14 protein-coding genes are annotated in these 25,665 nt (G+C 34.8%); 10 read left to right on the forward strand and 4 right to left on the reverse strand.

Going from position 1 to position 25,665, the window contains the following annotated elements:
* Positions 1–143: 143 nt before the first annotated feature.
* The 3 genes from ACNC7R_RS09945 to ACNC7R_RS09955 are packed head-to-tail and all read left to right on the forward strand — an operon-like array spanning position 144 to position 1,034.
* Positions 144–491, forward strand: a complete 348-nt coding sequence (locus ACNC7R_RS09945; protein ID WP_417940938.1) for a helix-turn-helix domain-containing protein — start codon at positions 144–146, stop codon at positions 489–491.
* Positions 492–495: 4 nt separating this feature from the next.
* A complete protein-coding gene (locus ACNC7R_RS09950; protein ID WP_417940940.1) occupies positions 496–738 on the forward strand; it encodes a hypothetical protein in 243 nt (80 codons plus the stop codon).
* On the forward strand, positions 735–1,034 hold the full coding sequence (locus ACNC7R_RS09955; protein ID WP_417940942.1) for a type II toxin-antitoxin system RelE/ParE family toxin: 300 nt from the start codon (positions 735–737) through the stop codon (positions 1,032–1,034). Before ACNC7R_RS09950 ends, ACNC7R_RS09955 begins: the two co-directional genes overlap by 4 nt.
* An 88-nt stretch (positions 1,035–1,122) precedes the next feature.
* Here ACNC7R_RS09955 and ACNC7R_RS09960 read toward each other — a convergent pair whose 3' ends face one another.
* From ACNC7R_RS09960 to ACNC7R_RS09975, 4 genes are all read right to left on the reverse strand, one after another.
* Positions 1,123–1,938 carry a DUF6973 domain-containing protein gene (locus tag ACNC7R_RS09960; protein WP_417940944.1) on the reverse strand — a complete coding sequence of 272 codons (816 nt, stop codon included), beginning with the start codon at positions 1,936–1,938 and terminating at the stop codon, positions 1,123–1,125.
* A 127-nt stretch (positions 1,939–2,065) separates the two neighbouring features.
* A complete protein-coding gene (locus ACNC7R_RS09965) occupies positions 2,066–2,563 on the reverse strand; it encodes a hypothetical protein (protein ID WP_417940945.1) in 498 nt (165 codons plus the stop codon).
* The gene (locus ACNC7R_RS09970) at positions 2,553–7,796 is read right to left on the reverse strand and encodes a DUF6443 domain-containing protein (RefSeq protein ID WP_417940946.1); all 5,244 of its coding nucleotides are present in this window, start codon (positions 7,794–7,796) and stop codon (positions 2,553–2,555) included. Before ACNC7R_RS09970 ends, ACNC7R_RS09965 begins: the two co-directional genes overlap by 11 nt.
* A gap of 11 nt (positions 7,797–7,807) precedes the next feature.
* Positions 7,808–11,206: a hypothetical protein gene (locus ACNC7R_RS09975; RefSeq protein WP_417940947.1), complete on the reverse strand. Its 3,399-nt coding sequence runs from the start codon at positions 11,204–11,206 to the stop codon at positions 7,808–7,810.
* Between the two features lie 366 nt (positions 11,207–11,572).
* On the opposite strand from ACNC7R_RS09975, the gene ACNC7R_RS09980 reads away from it, so the two are divergent.
* From ACNC7R_RS09980 to ACNC7R_RS10010, 7 genes are all read left to right on the forward strand, one after another.
* A complete protein-coding gene (locus tag ACNC7R_RS09980; protein ID WP_417940948.1) occupies positions 11,573–11,971 on the forward strand; it encodes a type IV pilin protein in 399 nt (132 codons plus the stop codon).
* Positions 11,972–12,449: 478 nt separating this feature from the next.
* The gene (locus ACNC7R_RS09985) at positions 12,450–13,853 is read left to right on the forward strand and encodes a GspE/PulE family protein (RefSeq protein ID WP_417940949.1); all 1,404 of its coding nucleotides are present in this window, start codon (positions 12,450–12,452) and stop codon (positions 13,851–13,853) included.
* Between the two features lie 33 nt (positions 13,854–13,886).
* A complete protein-coding gene (locus tag ACNC7R_RS09990) occupies positions 13,887–16,085 on the forward strand; it encodes a type II secretion system protein GspD (RefSeq protein WP_417940950.1) in 2,199 nt (732 codons plus the stop codon).
* Complete coding sequence (locus tag ACNC7R_RS09995) at positions 16,085–17,281, forward strand: hypothetical protein (protein ID WP_417940951.1); 1,197 nt, start codon at positions 16,085–16,087, stop codon at positions 17,279–17,281. Before ACNC7R_RS09990 ends, ACNC7R_RS09995 begins: the two co-directional genes overlap by 1 nt.
* 1 nt (position 17,282) lies before the next feature.
* Positions 17,283–17,804 (forward strand): hypothetical protein, encoded by a 522-nt coding sequence (locus ACNC7R_RS10000; protein WP_417940952.1) that lies wholly within the window; start codon positions 17,283–17,285, stop codon positions 17,802–17,804.
* Positions 17,805–18,008: 204 nt separating this feature from the next.
* Entirely contained in the window at positions 18,009–22,112 is a 4,104-nt protein-coding gene (locus tag ACNC7R_RS10005) for a DUF5977 domain-containing protein (protein ID WP_417940953.1), read from the forward strand.
* A gap of 99 nt (positions 22,113–22,211) precedes the next feature.
* Positions 22,212–25,664: a DUF6443 domain-containing protein gene (locus ACNC7R_RS10010; protein WP_417940954.1), complete on the forward strand. Its 3,453-nt coding sequence runs from the start codon at positions 22,212–22,214 to the stop codon at positions 25,662–25,664.
* Position 25,665: the final 1 nt, after the last annotated feature.

The raw sequence follows: 25,665 nt of genomic DNA on the forward strand, positions 1-25,665 counted from the left end.
TAATTAACCCTTTTCGGTAAAAATTAATCTAATCAAATTAAAATGCAAAATCTTTTTCAATTTTATTTTATCGTAAAAGGTTTGTATATTTGTCTTAATCAATTAAAAAACGGCTATTATTCACTGTTTAAGGCTAATTCATTATGATTACATTTGGAAAAAAAATAGCGATTCTTCGAAAAGATTTAGGTTTAAGTCAAACGGAGTTAGCTAAAAAGTTGAATACTTCGGTAAGTGTTATTTCTCGCTATGAGAGAGATGAGATGGTACCGTCTATTGATACGGCAAAAAAGCTGGCTGATTTTTTAGAATCTACTGTAGCTTATCTTTTAGGGGAAAATGAAGAAGCTAATCTTTTTAGAGAACCCGAGATTCTAGCACGTTTTAAAGCTATTGGAGAATTTTCTTCAGAAGAAAAAGAAAAAGTTTTTTTTACTCTTGATGCAATGATTCACGAAGTGAAAAACAGAAAACAATACACTAAAATTTAATCGTATGGATGCTATTAGACAGTTTATAGAAGTAAAAGACCATTCCTTTCAGGTTTATTTACCCGAAGGATTTACCGCTCGTAGAGTAGAAGTAATTATATTGCCTTCTGACGTTGATTTAGATGATGAATTGCCACAATGGCAAAAAGATATTCTTGATACCAGATTAAACGATTATTACAAAAAACCAACTGATGTAATGGATTTTGATAAAATGATTGATGATATTGAAAAACGTCTTTTATGATTTATAGCTTTAAAAATCGTCCGCTTGTTGAAGCAGACACCATTTTTGCAGTCAAATATTATAAGGAAATCAGTCCTATATTGGCAAAAGAATTTTTATCGAGAATTAGAGAAGCGAAAAAGCTCATTGCCCAAACTCCTTTTGGATTTCAAGTAAAATACAACAATGTTAGAACTGTTTCGCTCAAGCAATTTCCGTATCTTATTCATTATCTCATTGATGAAGACCATAAACAGATAGTGATTTTAGCCATCATTCATTCGTATAAAGAACCTAAAGATTATTCTAATATATAAAAAAACCGAGCAATTGTTCGGTTTTTTTATACTCAATTCTCTTTTACTTGCTCAGACTAGCTGGGGTCAGAAATATAGACAACGATTGCTAGTGGATTTCTTTTGCGTCACACGAAAGGATTCGTGCGAGAGCATGGGTATGTAAGGTTAAATTAAAAGTCGGGAGACTTTTAAGAGATTTTGAGATTATAAGAATATAAAAAAAATTGCGCAAAGTCAGAGACATTTGCGCAGCACTGTAGTTTTTTTGAGAACACTTCGTAGAACCGGATCCTCTATCTAAATTATTAAGTATTTGTAAACTTGCGTTAAATTGTCTTTCTGATATTTTTTTTCTCGATATCGAGATATTCCCATTTTTATCTGTACTTACTTTCCATAATCCATGAGTTACCTGAACGTTCAAGACTTGCCTTGCTATATCAATTTGACTTGTAAAATCGTTACCAATACCTTCTGAAATTTGCCTTCCTATTTCGTTATTTAATAAATCTACAACTGAATCTGCATAATCAGTATTTTGAATTAGTGGACTATTAAAGTCTATGGATAATGCATCAAAAATCTTACCTCCCTCATGAGCATTCCCTGCCTTTGTAGCAATTTCTTCATCATATCTAGTGCTCATAGTTGCAGACCATAAAGCATGTCTAAAAGCATTGCTTTCAGAACCAATACCTCCAGACATATTCCCGTTATCTGTCATGTGTCTCGCTATTCTACCACTAACACTTGAAATGTTTGTACTCCCCCTTTCTATTGTACCGATAGCATTAGCCGCAATCGGATGAAAATAAGCAAATACAGAAGAAGCTGATTTTTGCAAGGTACTATTAGCAGGTCTAGTCATTAACCTAGAATTTCCATCAGTTCCCGTCAATCGAATTGCTTCTAATCCTTCCAATTCTCGTGCATCTATAACTCTGTTTTCAGAAAAATTATAGGGCGACTGATAATTATATTTTTCTGCTAGCGGGGTTTTTGCTAAAGAAATAAAAAGAATTACATTATGTTCAATATTATCTTCTTTTCTAAAATTTTATGTTACCCTCGTTTTTAGAAAGATTTAAAGTTATTAACGTTTTTATATTATATTTTTTGTTTTTAACTATTTTTTCACCTTTTGAATCTATAATCTCACACGATGTTCGAATAATATTTAATATAGAATCGTTGTTATAAAATTTTGATTTAAAATTTATTTGAGAAAAGTATTTTATTTCAATTATTTTATTAAAACTTTTTTTTTCTAAATAGTTTATCTCTGGAACTAAGGCAAAAGTATCTTTTTTTACAACTAATAAAAAGTTATTATATTCATTTCTCGTAATAGTGTTCTCATTAAACTCAAGTGTTGAATATAAATTAACCCTAAAACCTTCTTGTTTATAATTTAAAGAATCGTAAATTATTTTATGATTCAAGATCGTTACCTTATTATTTGGTTTATAAAAGGTACATTTCTGAAAGTATAATGTAGAAAAAATTACACTCAAAATTATTAATATTTTTTTTTCTTTAATCTCCATCTTTTTTATAGTCTGTATAGTTCGTCTCTAGGAATTTCAAAAAATTTTCAGTTATATCTTTTCCATATTTTGATATTTGATCCTTATAAATATCAGAATGTTTTTTATTAGGATTCACTAAATGTCCAATCGGTCCACCCTCGTGATCCATGACACTCATGAAATTATACTTATCATCAAGATGTGTACTTACTTTTCCATCATAAAGATTTATTGCTACCATCCTCTTCTCATGATTAGTATACATTAAGGTTCTTCCTCCATTTGTATCATCTGCTTTATAATAACCACCATTAAATCCCTCAAGGTGCCCTTCTATGTAAGAACCTTTATTTTCTACATCTGCAATGTTTCCAACAGATATCATGCCGTTTCTTACCTTACCAAGGTCCATTCCTATAGCAATTCCATAATATTTACCTATTTTTGATAAAGTTGAATAATTTGATTTATTAAATTTGTAATCGCTCAATTTTATTTCAAAAGGTGAAAATGTTAAAGGATTAAACTGATTTGAGTCAATAATTATATTATTAGTTTCTCTATTATCAGTGTACAAGAAGTTTCCAGCCATGTCAAAGTGGTCATCAAATGGTCCAGCCATCATCCCATCTGGGTCAACAAAATGCATTGGATTATTAAAACAATAATTGTAAGGAGACCATCTTCTCATTTTCTCAGCTAACGGGTCAATGTTCATCCAGCGTCCAAGTGCAGGGTCATAATTCCTTGCTCCATAGTCGTACATGTTAAACCCTAACTCGTCTTGAAGCTCTTTTCCGTTATACTTATACTTTTGTGCAGGATTGGTAGAATTCAACACATTATTGTTATCGTTGTGTTTCAATCCAAATGGATAGTAGTTATTTTCAGCAATTATCTCGTTTTGAGTATTTATGATTACTTTTTCTATTTTCAGATCATCATACCAAGCGCTTCCTGTCGTTGGGCTCGGATTACCTCCATAATCAAAAGCAATTCTGGAGTTTAACGATTTTATATGAGCCGGAACTGTAATAATCATTTCTTCATATACCCATTGCCCTTTAACAGTTACAGGTTTAAATTCATAAAGTGTCATATATTCTGTTTCTCCTGCTTTTTTCATCATGAGTTCTAACCTGGCACGAGAGTACTGGGGAATATTTTGGATAAAAAACCATCCCGAAACACGATATTTTGTATCTACTGTATTATCTATTGCAATCCACTGTGTACTATGTACAGCACGCGAGCGAAAAGAGTCTTCATTGTGTACGTCTATCCTCCCTGAACGGCTCCCTGAATGTTTTACTGTAGTATCAAAAGCATCTAATGGATGTCCCCAGGAAGCTCCTGTTCCGTCCCATCCGGTAGCACTCTCAAAACCGTCTTCCCAAATGGTCTGATATATAAAAGGTGCACCAGGGGCAATGATTCCATCATTATTCTTATCGGCATAACTCAGCCTAATATTTCCTAAATGGTCTTTGTATTGGTAAATATAATTAAAAGTTCCGGCATTATACTCCACATATCCTTCAGGCTGCGGAAAAAATTTCAAAACTTCAGTTCCTGTGCCTGCTTTTTCATACTGAAAGCCTCCTGCATAATTGGTTGTAGTTCCTGTACTGACAATTTTGCGCTGTTTTACACCTAATGCATCATATACATAATCAATAGTTCCTCCTGCATTAAATGTTATTTTAGTCGGGAGGTTCAGGTGATTGTAGACTATACCGTCAGTGGTAGAGTTTCCTATTCCTTTATTCAGATCTTTAATCATATTTCCATTAGCATCATAACTGTACTCATCCAGAGTCCCTTTATATCCATCCTTAAAGCCTTCAGTAGTAGATCCGTTATCATTTACTCTTATCAGCTTATTTCCATTATAGGAGTAAGTCAGATAATCCATATATTGATAACCTGCATACTGATTATTTGAATTCAGGACAGGGAAATTTCGATGCAGCCCTGTAATATTTCCATTCCGGTCATATCCTGTAATCCCTTCGAAAAAATGGTTGGTGAATACATTATTTTCAGCATAATAGGCATTTTTAAATCGATTCAATGCATCATAGGTATAATTATATTGCTTTGTATTGGAATTTGTATTGTTGGTTTTCCATGATACACTGCTAATGTTTCCATTGTATAGCGGGGGGCTGTTGTAATATGGATTTGTTGTTGACACATTCGGTACATTGTAATCCAATGAAAAGCCAAACAAATCACTGCCCAGATTATTTGGGTTGTTGATGTTTTTTAGCCACCCCCTGATGTTGTAGTCATAATTTACCGTCTGAAGACCCAGATTAGATTTACCACCCACTTTTTTGCTCGTCAGCTGGCCTAATTCATCGTAGGAGTTTTCCGTTATCACTTCAACAACATTGGTGTTGTTTAGTTCCTGGGTCTGCTTTTTAAGACGTCCTGCATTATCATAGGTAAAAAGGTCTTCTATTACAATAGGAGTATTGTTTCCTTTGGTATGTGTCGTGACAGTTTTATCTATCTTTCCAACAAAATCCAATGCAGTTTCTACTACATCGACAGTAGACAGATAAGAGTTGTTTTTGGCCGTATAAATCACTCTGCCTTTTTCATCGTAGCCAGAGAGGGAAGTAATCCATGAAGGCGAGTCGGGATCCAGTACCTTGGTTTTGGTTCCTGTTGGCAAGCCTTTAGTAAGGCTTTGAGTAGTGGCTGCATTATCGTAGTTGATGATATCAATTCCCAGACTGGTTGCCGGCACCGCTATGCCTGCTTTGTCAAAAGTATAATTATCATAATAACTGATTGCATACAATTCTATATTGGCAGTCGGGAAATTGCTGTTGCTGTAGTAGGAGTTGTCGTACCCCGTACCTGATGCTGCTTTTGATTCATACATTTTACCTGCGGTATTATTTTGTGTTTCAAAATAATTCTGCATGTCAGTTCGGCTCAAATAGGTGCTGTTGGTATGTACACCAGTGTAGGCTACCCTTCCAAAAACATCATATTTGGTAAACAGCCATTTATTGGAAGTTTTTAAGTTGGCATCCTGTGTCAGGACCGGTCTGTCGAGTTTGTCGTATACAATATATTCCCATTGTTTGCCAGGCAGTTTTTTTTCTACAAGTCTGTTGCGTTTGTCGTATCTGTATTGGTACATCAAATCTGCAGCTGCAGCATTCAAAACAGGTGCTGCATATTGGGATTGATAGTTTAAAAGAGAACTTGTTAGACCCACATTTAAGATAGAATTACCATATGGATCTTTATCGTATACGCCAGCTCCGGTTGAAGAGAAATACAAATCACCACCCTGAATATATGCCGTGCCTCCTACTACTGAATTTCCGTTTACATCCTTGACCATAATATTTCCAAAAGACATATCAGGCAAGTCTGGGCTGAAATCCAGATCGGCTATTTTTCCTGATTTTAATACCGCTCCTGCACTAGCTCCATCTGTAAAAAGACTTAAGGAAATCACATCCCCCTGGCTAACCATATAAAACTCAGCATAACTGTTTCCACTGGTAAAAAAATCCATAGGGGTATCAGAGTCACGGAATGTACTTTGACCTGTATAGGCTTGTGTTATAGAACTATAGACAAATACCTGAGGAGGCAATACATAGGTCAGATTTCCAAAATCATCATAGACATAATAGGTATCATGCCATTTTCCAGCATCAAAGGTTCGTTTTAAAACAACACGATCCTTTTTGTCTTTAAACTCCTGAGTTGTATGGTCATCAGGGTTAATTTGGTTTGAGAGCCAGTTTTCGTCTTTAATAATCGTTTTATATAATTGATAAGGCTCGTAAAAACCATTGTCCTTTATGTTAGGATTTTCTCTATTCCCTTCAGAAAAAACAACACCAAAACGCCTTATTTGATCACTATCGACATTAGTTTGATAATCAAATTTTACTTCATGGCCACCCCCCAAAGCCCAGTCAGTACCCGGAGCAGCTTGTTTTAATACTCTGTTAAGTGATGACGCTTCAAACTCTTTTTGTGAATAAGGGTTGGTAGTATTTTCATATTTAGGAGTATTGTAGAAATTTTTAGTTGCCAAAGAAATATTTCCTGTCCTGATAAGACCTTTGTCACTGGTTTCTGCATAAGGAAGATATTCTTTGTCCTGTCTTCCAAAATTATCGTATTCAAGATGGGTAATGATGTCTTCTTCATTTCCTCCTGCTGCTATACCAATTTTTTGCATCGGACGGCCAAGACCGTCAAAATAAGTGATTTCTTCTGTTTTTTGTCCAGTTGACAGAGCATCGATACTAGTACTAGGAATTGTAGGAGAAACGACGTAAATGTAATTCTCATCCATGTCATTAATAGTAGGCTGACAACCATTATTGGATGGGTAAGGTTCAGTAGGACAGTTGTCAAATTTGTTAGTTGCATAATTGCCTGTCGGTTTTGTACAAGATGTAATTGGTTCAGCATCCAAATCACCAAACCCATCGTTGTCGGTGTCTACATACCACACTGTTGCAGATTTTATAGTGCTATTGGAATCGTCACAATCTAAATTGTTACTGGCATAATTTCCATAAGATGGTTTTTGGCAGCTTGCAACCGGATTTTGGTCCAGGCCATCCCCGTAGCCGTCATTGTCTGCATCAACATACCAATTTCGCATTTCGGTAATAGTGTGATTTTGATCATTGCAGTCTAAACTATTGTCTACGTAGCCATAATTCGGTTGATAACAATCCGTGAAGGCACCGGAATTAGGGTCTCCAAATCCATCGCCGTCCATATCTTTGTACCAAGTCTTTGCGCAGTTCAAATCAATGGATATGCCAAAATAAAGGGACGTATAATAAACTCCGCTGTAATTATTTGGAGTGTAAACCACCAGGTTGTTGTTTTCTATCTTGGCGTAATATCCTGTTTCCTGTCCATTGCCATAAATCGGACCCAGTTCGATAGTAGGCAAGACAGGGTATATGTTGATGTACGCAATGACTCCTGTAGTTATTTGCTGACCGTAGGTCCAGGTGGGGTCAAAATTGACATATAAGTTATTATTGGAAATCTCGATTGTTCCATTTGCACCATCGGAAGTCCAATCATTTGTGTTGGACAAATAACGGGCTTCTACCGTTTGATAATAATCCGGATATTGGGTATTTGTAACTGTACTCTTTGGTATTGGGTTATTGGAACTAATACCAGTTTTCGCATTTAAACAATAAACGCTGCATAAAATAAAGATAAATAGAAACTTTTTCATACTGTTATGGATTATTGTTTATAGTTGTATTGATAATTGGACAGAATTTTGCCTTGTGCATTCTTGGCAGATTTTAAACGATTGAAGCCGTCATATTCATAATAACTTGTATTCCCTCTTGAATCGGTTGAACTTGTTATCCCAATGTTATAATCATAGGTAAAGGTGCTAACTTGCCATTTATTACTAAGATTAGGGATGTTTCTAAGGTCGTTTAAAGCATTTCTAAGAATTTGCTCCTTGCACGTTGCAGCTGTACAATTGTCATAATCAACCTTCGAAAGACTTTGTAAATTAGCAACATAAGGTTGTACTTCAGAATATGTAGCATTCTCTATTTTTGCAATAGGATATTGTGAATTATAGCCCCAGATAATGACAGTATGTTTGCCATCAGCTGGATGGTATTCAACTAATCTTCCATTGTTGTCATACTGATCGTAAATAATTTTGTCTTTAAAGTTAGTATTATAAATAAAATTATTAGGATCCGCTGAATTAAAGGTAAAAGGAACAATTGAATTAAGATTTGTATCACTTGTTTCTATCTTCTTTTGCGATTCCAGAACAGGAATATTATTATTGATGTTCAATAATTTGTATTTATAAGCTTCGTAATTAATTATGTCACTATTTTTATACTCAATCTTAAAGAGATCAGGACTCATGTTGTTTTTCCTCATGCTTTGAAATAATGGACTATCAGTAAGTTTTAAGTTTCGGGAACTTGAATTTACATTTAAAAATTCTGTTGTCCATGAATTGCCTTCAGAATCAATATTTGTTGATTTAGTTAGTTTCTTTACATTCGTTCCTAATGTATGAGTGAATCTTGAGAAAACAGAGGTGTTTTCTGTTTTTAGACTGGTTAAATCATCTATGAATATTGAATCTGTAACAACAGTTTTATTTACTTCATCTCCAACAGGAAAATAATATCTGGAATACCCTCTCCTGATAGCGCCGGAGGTATTACTCCATGGACCTGCTTCAATATTAGCCAGATAAACAGAAGGCAATTCAAATGTTGGAGTAGTAAATTCGTATTTTATATCAGACGTTTGTTGTTTTTCTGGCTGATTTGCTGCATTTTTTTTGTATTGAATAGTTTTGGTGTTCAGCCCATATCTCTGATCGTATTTGGTTGCTGGTCTACTAATTTGATTCGTATAGGTAGGGCTGGTTCCGTCTGTTAAGTATAAAGTATTGGCATCACCATAAGGTTGGTCAATATCTGATGAGATACGTAATTCTTTATTAATGTATTTTTTGGCATTTGCAAAATACAAACCATTTTTAATAGCAAAATTACTCACGATGGGAGTGGTTGAGGTAAATGAAGCAAAATCAGTACAAGTTGCAATACTTGGTCTGAATGTTTTTTGTGTAGATTTCCAGTTTGTATAAAATTGAGGATTACTATAAACATATTTTTCTACTGTTTTGTTTTTGTCTGTAGTTGTAACGATACTGTCTACTACTCTTTCATTATGTAAATAGAAATTGCCATATTCAGTAAAATTTTGTAATTCTTGTGTTCTTGCACTGGCATAGAATTGTTTTTTAGCACCTGTAGGATATTTAATTGTACTTAAGTTTCTTCCATCATATGTAAATAAATATTTTTTATCGCCATTAATTATTAGTTCATTTAGATACGAAACATCACCCTTTGGTATTCTGTACGTTGTGCCATCTTTTACAAAAGTATTCCACAATGTTGAGTTTTTAAACTCGACATCAAAATACTGATGATTTTTAATATATGTTATTTTATTTGTTAGAACAGGTTGTGGATGTCCTCCATCAAGTACTTCATTAGGAACATTTGCATAAATGCTAGGCGATCCTACAAAAGGCCTTGGTTGAGCAGTCGTATAATTCGTTGGTATGTCAATCTGAGATGAAAAATCTTCATCAAATATCTGGGTAAGTTCTGGGGACTTTACAAAGTTTATAGTTTCGGAATAACTCTCGTTTATTGGAAATTGCAAAGGACCAAATCCTTCGGGCATGCATGGATAATATCTAACAGTGATAGGAGTTATGACATTATTATATCCCTGATAATTAATTGTTCCAGTTTTTAAAGTAAGTTCTGTTTTGTTGGCTCCATAGGTGGGGTATGCTTTCCATGAGTTTACATAATTGAAATTGATTTTTTTACCATTTGTTAATTTGATTTCTTTAAGATACCACCCTGTATTCACTTTGGATTGCCTTAGATCAGGGTCGTCTGTAGTTGCCTCGTGAAGGTTAACAATTCTATTAGAACTTGGAATACCGTAAACGTTCCCTCCTAATGGATAAAGACTGCCTAATTGCGGCAATATTTGACCAACATGTCTGTTGTTTAAGAAATCACTAACCATTTTGTCAGTCCAAGGATTATTAACTAAAGGAGGGTTAAAAAAACCAGATGTGTGGTAATAATTAGCATAATCTGGTAACTCACGAAAACTAAGAACCCTCCTATTGGCACTCCCATCTAATTCGACAATAAATTTAAATCTGGGAGCATTGTAATCAACTCCTCTGGACTGGACACCCGTTTTACTCTGAGTTTGCTCAATTGAATTATCAGTCCCTCCGAAAAGATATTGATTGCCTTGTTCATCAGTAATAGTAAAAGATAAAAGTGAGTTGCTGTTTCGTGTATACTTTACAGTAAAATTACCTCCGGTCAAATTTTTGAAACTCCCGTCAATTAAATTAAGTAAGAACGATCCGGAAATGGTTGGAGTCGAAAAACTGAAAACATCGATCGCTGGATCCCAACTTCCTTTCAGACCATTAATTACATCACCATTATTGATTGCTGAAATATTGTTCACCCTGCTTTGGCTAAAGCTGGAAAAATATCCTTTGCTTGGATTCTCGTCTTCATTACCATTAATTTGTCTGGAAACTTTGTATTGGTCAATAGATAAATTCCAGTCTCCTCCTATTTTTGAATTAATATAAAAAACTGGGGATCCTTTTGTTTGGACCATTGTCTGTGGATAATTATTATTAATAAATACAGGAATTTTATAATCATAGTATTCAAAATCAAACAAAGGAATATTTACACTTACTTTTCCTTGGTTTAAATTATCAGAAATTGCTGTTATATCAGAAGAGAAGCTACCGGCGGTTGGTTTCAAAGTAGACTTGTCAATCATGTTTTCAGGCCCACCATCCTCAAAATTGGTATTGCTTAAACCTGATCTTTGTGTCATGGGATTGTTGGCTGTACTATTGCTAATGATCGTATCCTTAATCTTTTCTTCAAAGGGGTCTAGCAAAGGTCTTTCATTTACGGGAAAGGTATTGTACAACGTAAGTATATCTAATGCTTTTGGATTAGTTTGGCTGTATAAATTCGTTGCAAGCAAAATAAAAGTTGTGAAAAATACTATTTTTTTCATAAGTTAATTTTAAAGTCCTTGTTATGTAGTTAGTAAGAGAATATAAATGTTAATAAGTGTTAAAACCACGCTAATTAATAAATAAAAACCTATATATTTTAAACAAATAATTAAGAAAATGTGTAAAATTTTAGATTTTAGGTCTAAATACTTGTAAGGTAATGCTTTATAATTTACTTCTTTTTAAGAAAAATTAGAAAGTTGAAATCGATTATAATACAATATTTATAAATCAAATTTTTAAAGACTTTTTTGATATGTTAAAAAAACAATCTTGTTTTAACAAGTTATGTAATACTATTTCATATTATAAAATAATAATTACATTTGCCTTGGATGACCCCAAAAATTTTTACTATATTAAAAATGAATAAAAAACTCCCTTCTTTCAACTTGCAGGAAATGCTTATCGTTCTTGCTATTATAGGAATTCTGCTCCTAATAGCATTGCCAAATCTTATGCCATTGATCACAAAAGCTAAAAGTGTAGAGGCACAGGTACAGTTAAAGGCAATTTACAATGCAGAGAAACAGTATTATTTTATGTATTCTAAATACAGTCCTGATTTTACCGAAATAGATTTTGAGGCGCCTAAAACAACAAAAGACAACGGGAGTGCCAATTATACTTACGAAATTGTACAATCAAGCAATAATGAATTCAAAGTAAAAGCGACAGCCATAACCGATTTTAACGGTAACGGGGTTTTTAATGTTTGGGAAATCGACCAAAATGGAGTTCCAAAACAAATTATTGCCGACTAATGTGGCTTCTGAAACTGATACTTATCTTTTTGTTCTTTACTATTTTATATCAGGATTGTAAGGACAGGCTGGTGTATTGGTTTCTATATCCAATGGTAGGTATTCTTGCTTTGACAATACAGTACTTTATGCTTCCGGTTAATTCGATATTGGTTAATGTAAGTACAAACCTTGTATTAGTATTGTTCTTATTATTAGTTTGTTATTTGTATACAAGGCTAAGAAATATCAGGTTCAACAACTCATTTGGGTTAGGGGATGTATTATTTTTCATTTTTATTTCATTCACTTTTTCAACAATCTCTTTTTTTGTGCTTTTTATATTTTCTTTGTTTTTTTCACTTTTGTTACATTTTGCCTTGTCGCAAAAGGACAGGGAAAAAACTGTACCACTGGCCGGTTATATGTCGTTATTTTTTGGAGTTGTTTACGGAATCACTTTCTTCTGTGAAAGTAACTTTTTATACGCCTGTTAACAATGACAAATTTTGATATTCCAATAGAGTTCCAGCAGCTGGTAAAATCGGAGCAGGCCTACCATTACAGAATAATTCCTGCTGGTAAATCAGACGGTTTTGTGGTCTTAAAAACAGATACTGAAAATATGGAAAGCCTGCAGATTGAGCTGGCGGTTTTGTTGAATTTCCAAATCAGATTAGAGAAGGAGAGTACTGAAAATATCAATCGCTATTTAAGCACCAATTATCGCAAAACAAATTCAAACAGTGTTTCAGATATTCATTATACGAATGATTTTCTGGAAAAAATTGTAGTAAATGCAAAGGAAATCGGGAGCAGTGATATCCATTTTGAACCTTATGAAAAGAATGCCCGTGTACGTTTTCGTTTGGATGGAAAATTAAAAGAACAATTTCATATTTCAGTTGAAGAATATCCGATCATTGTAAATAAAATTAAAATTCGTGCACAGCTTGATATATCTGAAAAGAGATTGCCTCAGGATGGGCGTATAACAATTGTAACCGATTATCAGGATTTTGATATTCGTGTATCAGTTCTACCAACACTGTACGGAGAAAAAGTAGTACTTCGTATTTTAAGTAAAGACACCAGCCATATTGATATTAATTCTTTGGGTTTTAGCGAAAAAGAATTAACTACCTATTTAGAAAATATCAAAAGGCCAAACGGAATTGTGCTCATTTCAGGGCCAACGGGTTCCGGAAAAACGACCACTTTATACGCGACATTAAAAAAACTGAATTTACCTAATACGAATATATTAACTGTGGAAGATCCGATTGAATATACATTAGAAGGAATCAATCAGGTACAGTTAAAAGAAAACATAGGATTAGATTTTGCCACAACACTACGAACATTCCTGCGACAGGATCCTGATATTATCATGGTGGGAGAAATTAGGGATGTGAATACGGCAAACATGGCTATTCGGGCAGCTTTGACAGGCCATCTTGTACTGTCGACAATTCATACTAATTCTGCCTGGGCCACCATTTCAAGGCTGATTGATATGGGAATTCCCTCGTTTTTAATAGCAAGTACACTCAATGTCAGCGTAGCACAAAGGCTGATTCGAAAACTCTGCAGTCATTGTAAAACAGAAGAAGAGGTTTCAAAAGAACTTTTTCCAACAGGGTTCTTAATTCCTGAGGATCTTAAAAAGCATCATATCGCTGTAGGATGCGAAAACTGTTATCATACTGGATATTCAGGAAGAAAAGCAATTTATGAGATTTTGCCGATCGGGAGTGAGCTTTCTGCGTTGATTAAAAATAATCAATTGGATATCAATCACTATCTCGAGGAAAACGAAATCTTCACGTTAAAGAAAAATGCCTTATCCTTAATCAAAAACGGAACGACTTCTATTGATGAAGTTTTTTCCTTACTCATATAAAAAATAGTAAAAGAAAATAGCCTACAGACATTCATGAAAAAAATAATTACATTTTTATTACTCTTAATTTTTCAAATTTCATTTTCCCAGGAAAACAGGATCTTGCAGCTTAAAAATAATATTGACGCATTGAGTACAGATGAATCGGGACTAACAGAAAAAATTAATATTAACATTAAAGAATCTTCACTTTCGACTTTTTTAATGGCGGTGTCTGAAGTACATAAAATTAATATTAGCATGGCTCCCAATTTGAGCCAGATTAATATTGTGAATAATTTTACGGACGTTTCAGTTGGTGATATTTTAATATTCCTCTGTAAAGAATATAACTTAACGATTGATTTCACCGGAAACATACTTTCGATAAAATCATACGTAAAACCGGCAGAAAAAGTAATAGAGAAAGAAATTGAAGTCTCTTATGACATGCCTAATAATTTACTTTCATTGAATTTAAAAGCGGACCAGTTGTATGGAGTATTCAAAAAAATAATGGATGTAAGTGATAAAAACCTTGTTTTTGCTCCGGGATTAGAAAATAATTTACTGACAGTGTATATCAAAAACATGCCTTTTGATGCAGCATTGAATAAACTGGCATTTGCTAACAATTTATCAGTTTCCAAATCAAGGGATAACTTTTATGTTTTTGACCAGTTAGAAGGGAATTATTCTAAAGAAACCAATACTGATCCCAATTCCGTTCGTCAAAATAAGCCCCAGCGTCCCCGAAAATCAAATTTTTATTTTACGGTAGTAGATGCAGAAAAAAAATTACTGGATGTTGATTTCGAAAACACTCCAATAGCAAGTATCGTGTACGATATTGGCCATGAGCTGGGCATTGACATGTTTATATCAAGTCCACTTGATAATGCAGGAACTGCAACTGTTAAAGCAAAAAATATTTCATTTGATGCCCTGCTAAATAAATTATTTGAAATTAAACAGGAGGGGAATTCAGGTTTATCAAACACAAATGCGCAGCAATCTCAGTACAACAATATTAATGCACCTCAGAATTCAACTGGATCAACCGGATTGTATACGTATATGAAAAGTGGCCAGATTTATTATTTTGGGACAAAAGACCAGTTAGTTGTTAGGAATGTAAAAGTAATTCCTTTGATGTATCGATCAATTGACATTCTGAGCGATCCTTCAAAGGAAGGGCGAAGTGCCGGAAGATTAAATAACAATACAAACAACACGAATTATTCTAATTTTAATTCTTTTGATAGTAACAATAGTAATAGAACAGGTAATTCCAATTATCAAAACCCCAACACTAATTTCAATTCGGTCAGCAGCAGCAACTCTTCGTCTGCGAGTAATCCTTCAGAGTCGATTCTGACTATAATTCCGGATGAAATTAAAAAGGACCTTGATATTAAAATCGATAAGGAACTGAATAGTTTTTTAGTAAATGGCCCGGCGGCAAATATCGAACGTTTTGAATCATTTGTAAAATATATTGATAAGGCTGTTCCTGTAATATTGATTGAAGTAATGTTATTGGAAGTGAATAAAAGTGCCACTGTGGAAACTGGAATCAAGGCAGGAATAGGCGATAAACCTGTGACTACCACGGGCACTGTATTCCCGACTGCGGATATTAATTTAGGTGCGCAGACCATAAATAGCATCATTGAAGGGTTTAACGGATTTGGGTCTTTGAATATCGGTAAAGTAGTGCCTAATTTTTATTTGAGTCTGAAAGCAATGGAGACTAACGGAAACTTAAAAATTAGATCATCCCCAAGATTATCTACATTAAACGGGCATAAAGCCTATTTATCCATTGGTGAAACGACTTATTATGTGGTAACGAATCAAAATTATTACGGTTCGCAGATTCCACAGGCATCTGAAGTTAAAAATTACCAGCCTATAGATGCTGAACTTTCTGTGACTATCATGCCATTGGTTTCAGGAGACGGACAAATTACAATGGATATAAAAGTAATCCAGTCGAGCTTTAACGGACAAAAAGTAGATGAAGATGCGCCTCCGGGTATAAATTCCAGAGAGTTTACTTCTATAATTCGTGTGAAAGACCAGGATATCATTGTACTTGGAGGCCTTGAGGAATCAGTAAAAAATGATTCAGGAACAGGAGTGCCTTTATTATCAAGAATTCCGGTGATCAAGTGGCTGTTTAGTTCCCGTAAACGCGAAGATTCTAAGAAAAAATTATCAGTATTAATTAAACCTACAGTTATTTACTAATGGAAATTCCATCGTTAAATAATTTGTTATTGGGCCGCCATTATATTGGTATCGAACATTTCACTTTAAATGATGAAGAGAAAATTTCTTTATTATGGGTAGAAAAGAAAAAAGAAGGCCTCGTAATTGCAATAAAAGACAGGGTAAGTTATACCGGTAAGATTGCGGAAAAATGGGATACCAAACTCCCTTTTTTTCTAACAATCAATACCGCCCAGGTAATTCAAAAAGAAGTGTCATCAACAGATGTTTCTGATGAAAAACTATTACACAAAGCTTTTCCTAATACCAATTGGGAGGACTTTTATTTTGAGATCTGGCGCTTAAAAACAAAATCAATTATCGCAATTGCCCGAAAATCATATTTGGATGAAATTATATCAAACTATGAAAGCCAGAAAATTGTAATTGCCGGATTGAGCCTGGGTATTTGTTCTATTGCAGCTATTTTTGATTATACCGAAGAAACTGTTTTGCAGACAAACCATCAGTTAATCTCAAAAGATGAACAACAACAAATCATTTCTTCAAGTGCGTTGGATGCTGTAGTAACCTATATTATAAATGACCTTCAGATAGAGAACAGGCAATTGCTGGCCTTTTCAGGAATTTTGAGGCTCATTATGAACACAACTGTAAATACGGGTTCTGTTATAACGTATAGTAGTGAACTCTATGACGTTTACAACCAGAAAACATTTTTTGCTAAAGGTTTAAGAATGGCAATTGGAGTAATACTGGTTGTTTTGGTGTTTAACTTTATTTTTTTTACCCACTATTATAAACTGGCTCAGGAAGCAGCAGAAACAGTATTGGTAAATAAATCTTCTATTGGAGATATTAATAAAATAAAACAGCGAATTATAGTAAAAGAAGAAAAGGTTAAAAACATTGTTGGAAAAAGCACTTCCCAAAGTTCTCTGATTATTAATGAAATTGCGAATAAAGTTCCGGCATCCATCTTATTGACGGAAATGTCTTTTAATCCATTGGAGAAAAAAATTAAATCAGAAGAGCCTATACTTACTCGTGAAAAAACAATTACCATTTCAGGTGCAACAATTAATAATGGCGGATTTACAAACTGGATTGAAAAAATCGAAAAACTGCGTTGGGTAGATAAGGTTGTGATAACGCACTTTGGAAAAAATGACGCAAATGAAACGGTATTTTCAATAAAACTGACCCTGAAATAACATGAAGCTGAACAATAAAAATAAACTGCTTATAGTAGGGTTTCTGGTGGTACTATATATCTGTTACTCCTTTGCCATATCAAATACGATCAACTACTACAAAGAATATAAAAACAAACAGGAAGAAATTACTGCCGATAGTAATATGCCTAAATTGGCAGGACAGCTCATGCAAAAAGAGAAGCAATTAGATCAGGTATTGGCGGATTACGATATAGATGTCTCAGCATCTTTTCAGAATGACTTATTAAAACAGCTGACTTCATACAGCGAGAATTACCAGCTAAAAATTGTAGATTTTCAGCAGCCGCATGTTGTATCTCAAAAAGGGTTTAGTACAACAAGTTACATTTTTTCTTTGGAGGGTTCTTTTAATGGATGTTTGACATTAATAAATAAAATTGAGAATACAGCTGCACTTGGGAATATAAAGTACCTTAATTTTATTAAAACAAAAAACTTTAAAACCAATACAGATCAGTTAACAGTAGAGGTTATTGTTGAAAAGAATCGAGGAATTTAATTGAAATTAATTTTAAATAAATCATGAAAAATCAATTTATTTTCATTACCAACATAACGCTTTCATTGTCTGTAAATAAAGATATTTATAGAATACTGGAACAATCCAATGGAAAGTCAAATAATGATATTGAAATTGAAACAAGTACATCAATAAATAAGCTTTTAATATATAGAATAATAAATTTAAAAATGCAGTAAAACAATGATGAAAAAAATATTTTTACTTGTAATTTTTGTCTCGAATATCTCTATCGGACAAGAAAGGTTTAATCTGGAATCACTAATTCCTCCTGCACCAAATGCGGCAGAATTGGGAAAATATGGAACTTATCCAGTCGGGACTTTAACTGGAATTCCCGAAATTAGTTTTCCTCTTTACGAAATCAAGTCAGGAAGTCTTTCGCTCCCAATAAGTCTTTCATATCATGCGTCTGGTGTTCAGGTAAATCAAAAAGCAACGGACGTAGGACTTGGGTGGAGTGTTATAGCTGGAGGGCAAATTTCAAGAACAGTCTATAGTGCTAAAGATGAAGGCCAATATGGATATTTTAATTATAACCCGCCTTCTGCTGAAGCCTTACATAACACATTTAATTATTTTACTCTGGCAAATTATAATATTGTAGGCAATGTTGGTTATGATCTGCAACCAGATTTATTTGTATATAATATTGGGGGTAAATCAGGTAAATTTTTCTGCAATAAGAACAAAAACTTTGTGACCGTACCTTTTGATCCTATTAAGATTCAAAAAACGGGCACAACTACTGTAACATTCCAAATTACTGATGATAATGGTACCATTTATAAATTTGATAAGTTTTCATCTACTCTATCTGACTTTGGTATTCAAAGAAACATTCCAAGCACTTGGTATTTAACTTCTATAACCTCTGCCGACTTAACCGATACTATTAGTTTTGAATATGATACTGTTCTTACAAATGAATATGTTAATATGGAAAGTCAATCAATAGGAAAGAAATATTATTCACCAAATGATGGTCTGCCCCAATTTGTGAATGAACAAACTACTACTCATAGTGAAATTGCTTATACAGAACTTCTTGTAAAGAAAATTACCTTTAAAGGAGGGTATGTACTTTTCAATAGAAATACTCCCCGCAAGGATAATCTTGGTAATAATTTAATCTATTCCTTAGACGAGATTTTGATTTATACTACTACTAACCAGTTAGTAAAAAAAATACAGTTTAATCATGATTATTATTATAGTCCTAATGGAATGGTTGTGGAAGGTGCTAAATATCGGCTTAAATTGACTGGGTTTACTGAATCCGGTTCTGATACAACTAATAAAAAAGAATATAAGTTTGACTATGATGGCACAACTCTTCCTTCGTTTGGGTCATTTAATATGGATTATTGGGGCTTTTATAATGGGGCCTCAAATTTTAAATTAATACCAACGACAACGGTCTATGCTAGAGATATAAACAGTGTAACTTATGTAAATACACAAAATATTAATAATGGATTTATGAATCCATTTGAATCCTGGACGATAGGTGGTGCTAATAGAGAGCCTTCTGAAACTTATATGAAAGCAGGAATTTTAACAAAAATCACGTATCCTACAGGAGGATATTCTTTATTTGAATTTGAACCCCATAAGTACCCTTCCAGTCAATACTTCTATCAATCCATTTCCAAGGTTTGTGGTCCAACTTTTGGAATTAACAGGTTTTCAAAAAAGACAGAGGTTACCAATTTTACTTATTTAGCGACTGGTGCAAATGAGTCAATAATTCCTGCGTACATTTCTATTAATTTTTCGGCATCCGGTATGATTAATACAGACGAGGGTGAAACTCAGATGGTCACGCTTACAAACACAACCACTAATACTATTATTAAAACATGGAAACATGAAGGGGACTTAACCATACCTCGATCAGTAACTGAACAGATTTTTATTGCTTCAGGTGAAAATTATACTTTGAAAAATGAAATATATGGACCTAATACCGTTTCTATTAAAAGTTCCATTAGTTGGAATGAAAAAACGCTGCAACCTGTAGTAAAGATTGGGGGCGGGTTAAGAATAAAGTCGTTAAAAAATTATTCGCACACAAATATTTTAGCTAAAGAAGAAAATTATATCTATGGAGAGAATGAGAGTGGATTAGGTACCAAGCTTTTTGATGAGCGATATTTTTATAGAAATTATGAAGATATAGGATCAGCCTACTATACCCCTGTTGGAGGGACTACATCTGGCGGTGCCTGCGCTTTTATAGGTGAGGCTTGGGTTAGGAATTTTTTTGGTATTTCAGTATATAATTCCATAAATCATATGGGATCGTCCATCTTATATCCAACAGTTACAAAATACGAAGGAACACCTACGTTAAATAGTGGAAAGACAGAATATGATTATAATATTATTATTAATACAAGAGTCCCTTCTGAAGAATTCCTTAGTAGTAGCCCCTATGGCTCAATTACCAATATATGGAACCAGGGAGAGTTAATAAGCGAAACAACCTTTACAAAGCAAGGGACAGAATATATTCCTGCTACAAAAAAACTATATGAATACTCCACATATAACCACTCGACTGAAAATTCACTTTTGTTTAAACAAAGCACACAATATGTACCATTTGGACCTTGTAGTTGGCTCCCGGATGGTCCAAGCGGTGGACAAGGTTTTTTCTCTATACAGGAATACCCAATTACGACTGGCATCAGTAAAAAGATAAAGGAAACTCAAATTGTCTATGATCAAACGAATCCAGCAAATGCTGTTACTAGTGTTACAAGCTATCAGTACCAAAATGCAGATAACCGTTATATGACAGAAACCTCAATTACAAACAGTGATGGTAGAACACATATTACAAGAATAAAATATCCTCAGGACATGTCAGATGCTGTATCGACTGCGATGATTGCAAAAAATATCCTGACTCCGCCTTTAGAAGAAAAAACATTTAAATCTATTTCAGGAACCGAAACTCCGCTTTCTACAATACAAACTACTTATAAGAAAATTGGAGATCTAATAGTACGTGATACGATTAAGGCTTCTAAAGGGACTAATACACCTGAACCACGAATAGTTTTTAATCAATACGATAATGAAGCTAACATCATCGAACAACAAAAAATAGGTGGTGCTAGTCAAGTCTTTATATGGGGTTATCAAAAATCATTACCTATAGCCAAAATAGAAAATATATCTTATGCCAACATTCCTGCCAGTTTAATTTCTGCTGTACAAACCGCTTCTGACTCGGGAACTGAAAATGACCTGCTAAACGCATTAACAATCTTACGAAATGATCCAGCATTAGCATATGCCATGGTTACCACTTACACCTATATCCCGCTTGTAGGAGTCAGTACTATTACAGATCCAAAAGGAGATATAACAACTTATACATATGATACTTTTGGCAGATTACAGTTTGTTAAGGACAAAAATTTTAATATCCTTCAGAAATACTGCTATAACTATAAAGGACAGCAGATTGACTGTGACATTAATTTGGCAAGTGGGGTTGTGTATAAAAGTACTGCCAGAAGCGGTTCTTTTACAAGAAATAATTGTGCTTCAGGAGGAGCAGGTTCAAGTGTTTCTTACAGTCAGGCTGAAGGGGTTGAAACTTCAACTATCTCACAAGCTGATGCTGATGCTTTAGGACTCAGCAGGTTCAATAACGATGGCCAGGCATATGCCAACACAAACGGAATCTGTACACTGCCACTGCCTGCAGCACCAACAGGATTAACTCTTACCAGTAAAACGACTACATCCCTAAATTTTTCATGGACAGCAGTTGCAGGAGCTACTAGTTATAAAATATATAAAAATGGGCAAGATATCGGCATAACAACCTCTGTCAGCACAGGTTCATTATCAGGATTAACGCCTGACACAGCCTATAATATTCAGGTATTGGCTGTCAATGCTGCAGGTGATGGAGCTTTAAGTACTGCTGTATCAATGCGTACTGATCCAACAATAGCGACAAATGCTTGTGTTTTGGAATTTCAGGGAACAATTGGGAGCTGCAAAGTATATAAAAACGGAACCGCTTATATATCAAGAACAACTACGGGCATCTCTAGTGGTACATTGACAACAGGCGATACATTTCATGTAACAGTCACTGCATCAAATATCTACTATAAGGGTATAACCATTATAAGTTCCGTTCGGGGAATACTATATAACTATGCTCCTAATAAAACCGGTGCCAGTGCGACTTCCCCAACATTCACTAAGGAGGGTTCAGAAGAGATAGAAATATATTGCTATATTGATAGATTGCTTTAGTCAAGGATTAATAAATGATATAAAATAAATATTGATTATTAGAGAGGGGTACATTAAAAAAATGATTAATGACTCCATTAATATTAATAACAACACGACATGAAAAAACACATACTATTATTCATTTTTTTGTCCTTAACAGCAATGGGCGTAGATGCCCAGACCTTAAGCAATGACAATTTTATCTACACTGTTGCTCCCAAAAAAGCAGTAAAGACAAATGAAATGGGTACCCTTACCAAAGATGAGGTTACACAGAATGTGACCTATTTTGATGGATTAGGTCGTCCGATTCAGACAATAGCCATTAATAAGGGAGTAAACGGCCAGGACATCATCACACCTATTGAGTACGACCCGTTCGGTCGTCAGGCAAAGGAGAATCTGCCTTATTCTGTGTTAAGAAGTAATAACGATCTTACCAAAATAGATCCGTTAACAGCTGTATCTTCCTTGCAGACTTTTTACAATACGCCCAAGTACGAGAACACGACAAATCCCTATTCAGAAAAAGAGTTTGAAGCTTCGCCATTAAACCGGGTTTTAAAACAGGCTGCACCGGGTAATGATTGGTCCTTATCAGGCACCCATACTATTAAAATGGATTACCAGAGTAACACCGCCAATGAAGTAAAATTATTCAGTGTAACTACCACCTTGGACACCAATCTAGGGCTATACGATATCGTACTGTTAAATAATACCGGAACTGTTTTTTATAATGCCAATGAACTCTATAAAACCATCTCTTACGATGAAAATACAGCTGCCAGTCCGGTAGAGAGTTCCGGTTCCACAGTAGAATTTAAAAACAAAGAAGGTCAGGTCGTATTAAAGAGAACCTATCAGGCAGGAGTAAAGCATGATACATATTACGTATATGATATTTACGGTAACCTGACCTATGTTCTTCCTCCTAAGGCAGATGGAGCGATTACCACAACGGTATTAAACGATCTATGCTACCAATACAAATACGATCAGAGAAACCGATTGGTAGAGAAAAAGCTTCCGGGCAAAGACTGGGAATATATTATATATGACAAATTAGACAGACCGGTTTTAACTCAGGATGCCAATTTGAGAGCACAGAATAAATGGCTGTTTACCAAATACGATGCCTTTAGCCGTCCTGTATATACCGGAGTGTACAGCGAGAGCCGTAGCCGTGCTTTGGTTCAGCAAACAGTAGATACTCAGACCACTTTGTTTGAAACCAAACAGGGAGTAAACACCATCAATAACACGACCGTTTATTACAGTAATGTAGCTTTTCCTCAAACCGGAATCGATTTATTTACCATCAATTATTACGATAATTACAGTTTTGATTTAAACGGAGGGGTGTCAGAGAATTCAGGATCAGTAACACCCAGCACTGCAACTAAATCTTTAGCTACCGGAAGCAAGATCCGTGTTTTAGGCACATCGAGCTGGATCACCAATGTTATTTATTATGATGATAAAGGCCGTCCAATTTACAACTATTCTAAAAATGACTTTTTAGCGGTAACTCAAAAAGTTAAAAATGAACTTGATTTTGTAGGCAAGCCAGTTAAAACAACCACAACCCATACCAAAAACGGAACAACCACTACTCTGGTTGATACTTTTACATACGACCATGCCGATAGACTCAAAAAGCAAACCCAGTCTATAAACGGAGCAACTCCGGAAGTCATTGCCGAGAATACCTATGATGAATTAGGACAACTGATTTCTAAAGGGGTAGGTAACAAAGAAGGAAATGCCCGTTTGCAAACCGTAGATTACAGCTACAACATTCGTGGATGGCTTAAAGGAATCAACGACAGTAGTACCGCAAATAATGCTATTACGTTAGCAGGAGGTGATTTATTCGGATTTAAAATCAATTACAACAATCCTTCCACAGGGACAGCTTTGTATAACGGAAACATCTCTCAGACCTATTGGAAAGCACAAGGACAGGATACAGCCCTGAAAAACTATACTTACAGCTACGATGCCTTAAACCGTTTGTCATCGGCAGTCTCACAAGATAGTGGTCGTTACAATGAGAGTTTAACCTACGATAAAAACGGAAACATTCTTAGTCTGCTTCGTAACGGTTATACAAACTCAGGAGCGACTAATCTGGGAATAATGGATAATCTGTCTTATACTTATGATGGAGGAAACAAATTATTCAAAGTAAAAGACACCTCGGGAAGTACAGAAGGCTTTAATGATGGCGCAGACAGCAGTCAGGAGTATGGCTACGATGCCAACGGAAATATGATAAGTGACAGCAACAAAGCAATCACTGCCATAAGCTACAACCACCTAAACTTACCCGTAGATATAACCATAGCCGGCAGTACTATCCATTATGACTATGATGCTACGGGTGCAAAACAGCGAAAAACAGTCAGTGGCATTACAACCGATTATGCCGCAGGATTTCAGTATGCAAACAATGTTTTACAGTTTTTCCCGCAACCGGAGGGATATGTTAATTATACCAACGGAAATTTTGAGTACATTTACCAGTACAAAGATCATCTGGGTAATAACAGGTTATCGTATAAAAACATAGGTACAGCTGGCTCACCAGCTACACAAATTGTAGAAGAAAACAATTACTACCCTTTTGGATTACAACAAAAGGTATCTGGCGGAGTAGTTAACAATACCAATTATAAGTATAAGTTCAATGGAATGGAACTTCAAGATGAACTGGGGCTTAACATGTATGATTATAGTGCAAGAAATTATGACCCTGCACTTGGTCGTTGGATGAATATCGACCCGTTATCAGAAAAAGGGCGAAGATGGTCACCATATAATTATGCAATGGATAATCCTGTATATTTTATAGACCCAGATGGAATGTGGCCTTGGCCAACATGGAATAGTGTCAAAAATTTTGCAAAAGGTTTTGGTTCAACTATGTCCAGTATGGCACAAGGAGCACAATTACATAATCAAATTCTTGGTCAGGTAAAGTTAGCAGTAGATGTAACGAAGAGTGTTGCAAAGGGAGACTTTAAAGGAGCAGGAAACCAACTCTTAGAATCAACAGGTCTTCCTGCAGTAGTTAGAACTGCCAAAAAAGTTGTTAAAGGCGATGCAGAAGCAATTGGTAGTGTCACTGCTGTTGCGGTCTTAACTGCCGTTACTCATAAAGCAGGAGGTGCTAAGGCTAGTGCAACAGCTGAAGGTACAATAATGGAATCCTTAAGTAATGCAGTAAAAACTACTGCTTCAGAACTAAAAGCTACAGGGAAAGCTCCTTCAGTCGTTGTAGGTGCAGAATTAAATGGACAAACCACAATTGCTTCAAGTGGTGCGCCTCCAACAAATGTAGCTCCTCAGCTTGTAGAAGCAACTGCAGAAATCGGTGGTGTTGGAACAAAAACTGCATCTGGTAATACTGTTGGATGTTGTGCAGAATTTCAAGCTGCAAATAGTTTACTTCTAGATAATCCAACAGCTACTCCTGGACAAATAAATTTTACTGAAGCAGTTAGACCTAGAACAGGACAAACAGTGCCAATGTGTGAAAATTGTAAGACAACTTTTGGACAATAAT

The organism is Flavobacterium adiutor, from assembly GCF_048282555.1.
Classification (GTDB): domain Bacteria; phylum Bacteroidota; class Bacteroidia; order Flavobacteriales; family Flavobacteriaceae; genus Flavobacterium.

Excerpts from the sequence above, each read along its gene's own strand:
- ACNC7R_RS09955 (WP_417940942.1), top strand. The coding sequence starts at position 735 with ATGATTTATAGCTTTAAAAATCGTCCGCTTGTTGAAGCAGACACCATT.
- ACNC7R_RS09945 (WP_417940938.1), top strand. The coding sequence starts at position 144 with ATGATTACATTTGGAAAAAAAATAGCGATTCTTCGAAAAGATTTAGGT.
- ACNC7R_RS10010 (WP_417940954.1), top strand. The coding sequence starts at position 22,212 with ATGAAAAAACACATACTATTATTCATTTTTTTGTCCTTAACAGCAATG.
- ACNC7R_RS09990 (WP_417940950.1), top strand. The coding sequence starts at position 13,887 with ATGAAAAAAATAATTACATTTTTATTACTCTTAATTTTTCAAATTTCA.
- ACNC7R_RS09975 (WP_417940947.1), bottom strand. The coding sequence starts at position 11,206 with ATGAAAAAAATAGTATTTTTCACAACTTTTATTTTGCTTGCAACGAAT.
- ACNC7R_RS09970 (WP_417940946.1), bottom strand. The coding sequence starts at position 7,796 with ATGAAAAAGTTTCTATTTATCTTTATTTTATGCAGCGTTTATTGTTTA.
- ACNC7R_RS09950 (WP_417940940.1), top strand. The coding sequence starts at position 496 with ATGGATGCTATTAGACAGTTTATAGAAGTAAAAGACCATTCCTTTCAG.
- ACNC7R_RS10005 (WP_417940953.1), top strand. The coding sequence starts at position 18,009 with ATGATGAAAAAAATATTTTTACTTGTAATTTTTGTCTCGAATATCTCT.
- ACNC7R_RS10000 (WP_417940952.1), top strand. The coding sequence starts at position 17,283 with ATGAAGCTGAACAATAAAAATAAACTGCTTATAGTAGGGTTTCTGGTG.
- ACNC7R_RS09965 (WP_417940945.1), bottom strand. The coding sequence starts at position 2,563 with ATGGAGATTAAAGAAAAAAAAATATTAATAATTTTGAGTGTAATTTTT.
- ACNC7R_RS09985 (WP_417940949.1), top strand. The coding sequence starts at position 12,450 with ATGACAAATTTTGATATTCCAATAGAGTTCCAGCAGCTGGTAAAATCG.
- ACNC7R_RS09995 (WP_417940951.1), top strand. The coding sequence starts at position 16,085 with ATGGAAATTCCATCGTTAAATAATTTGTTATTGGGCCGCCATTATATT.
- ACNC7R_RS09980 (WP_417940948.1), top strand. The coding sequence starts at position 11,573 with ATGAATAAAAAACTCCCTTCTTTCAACTTGCAGGAAATGCTTATCGTT.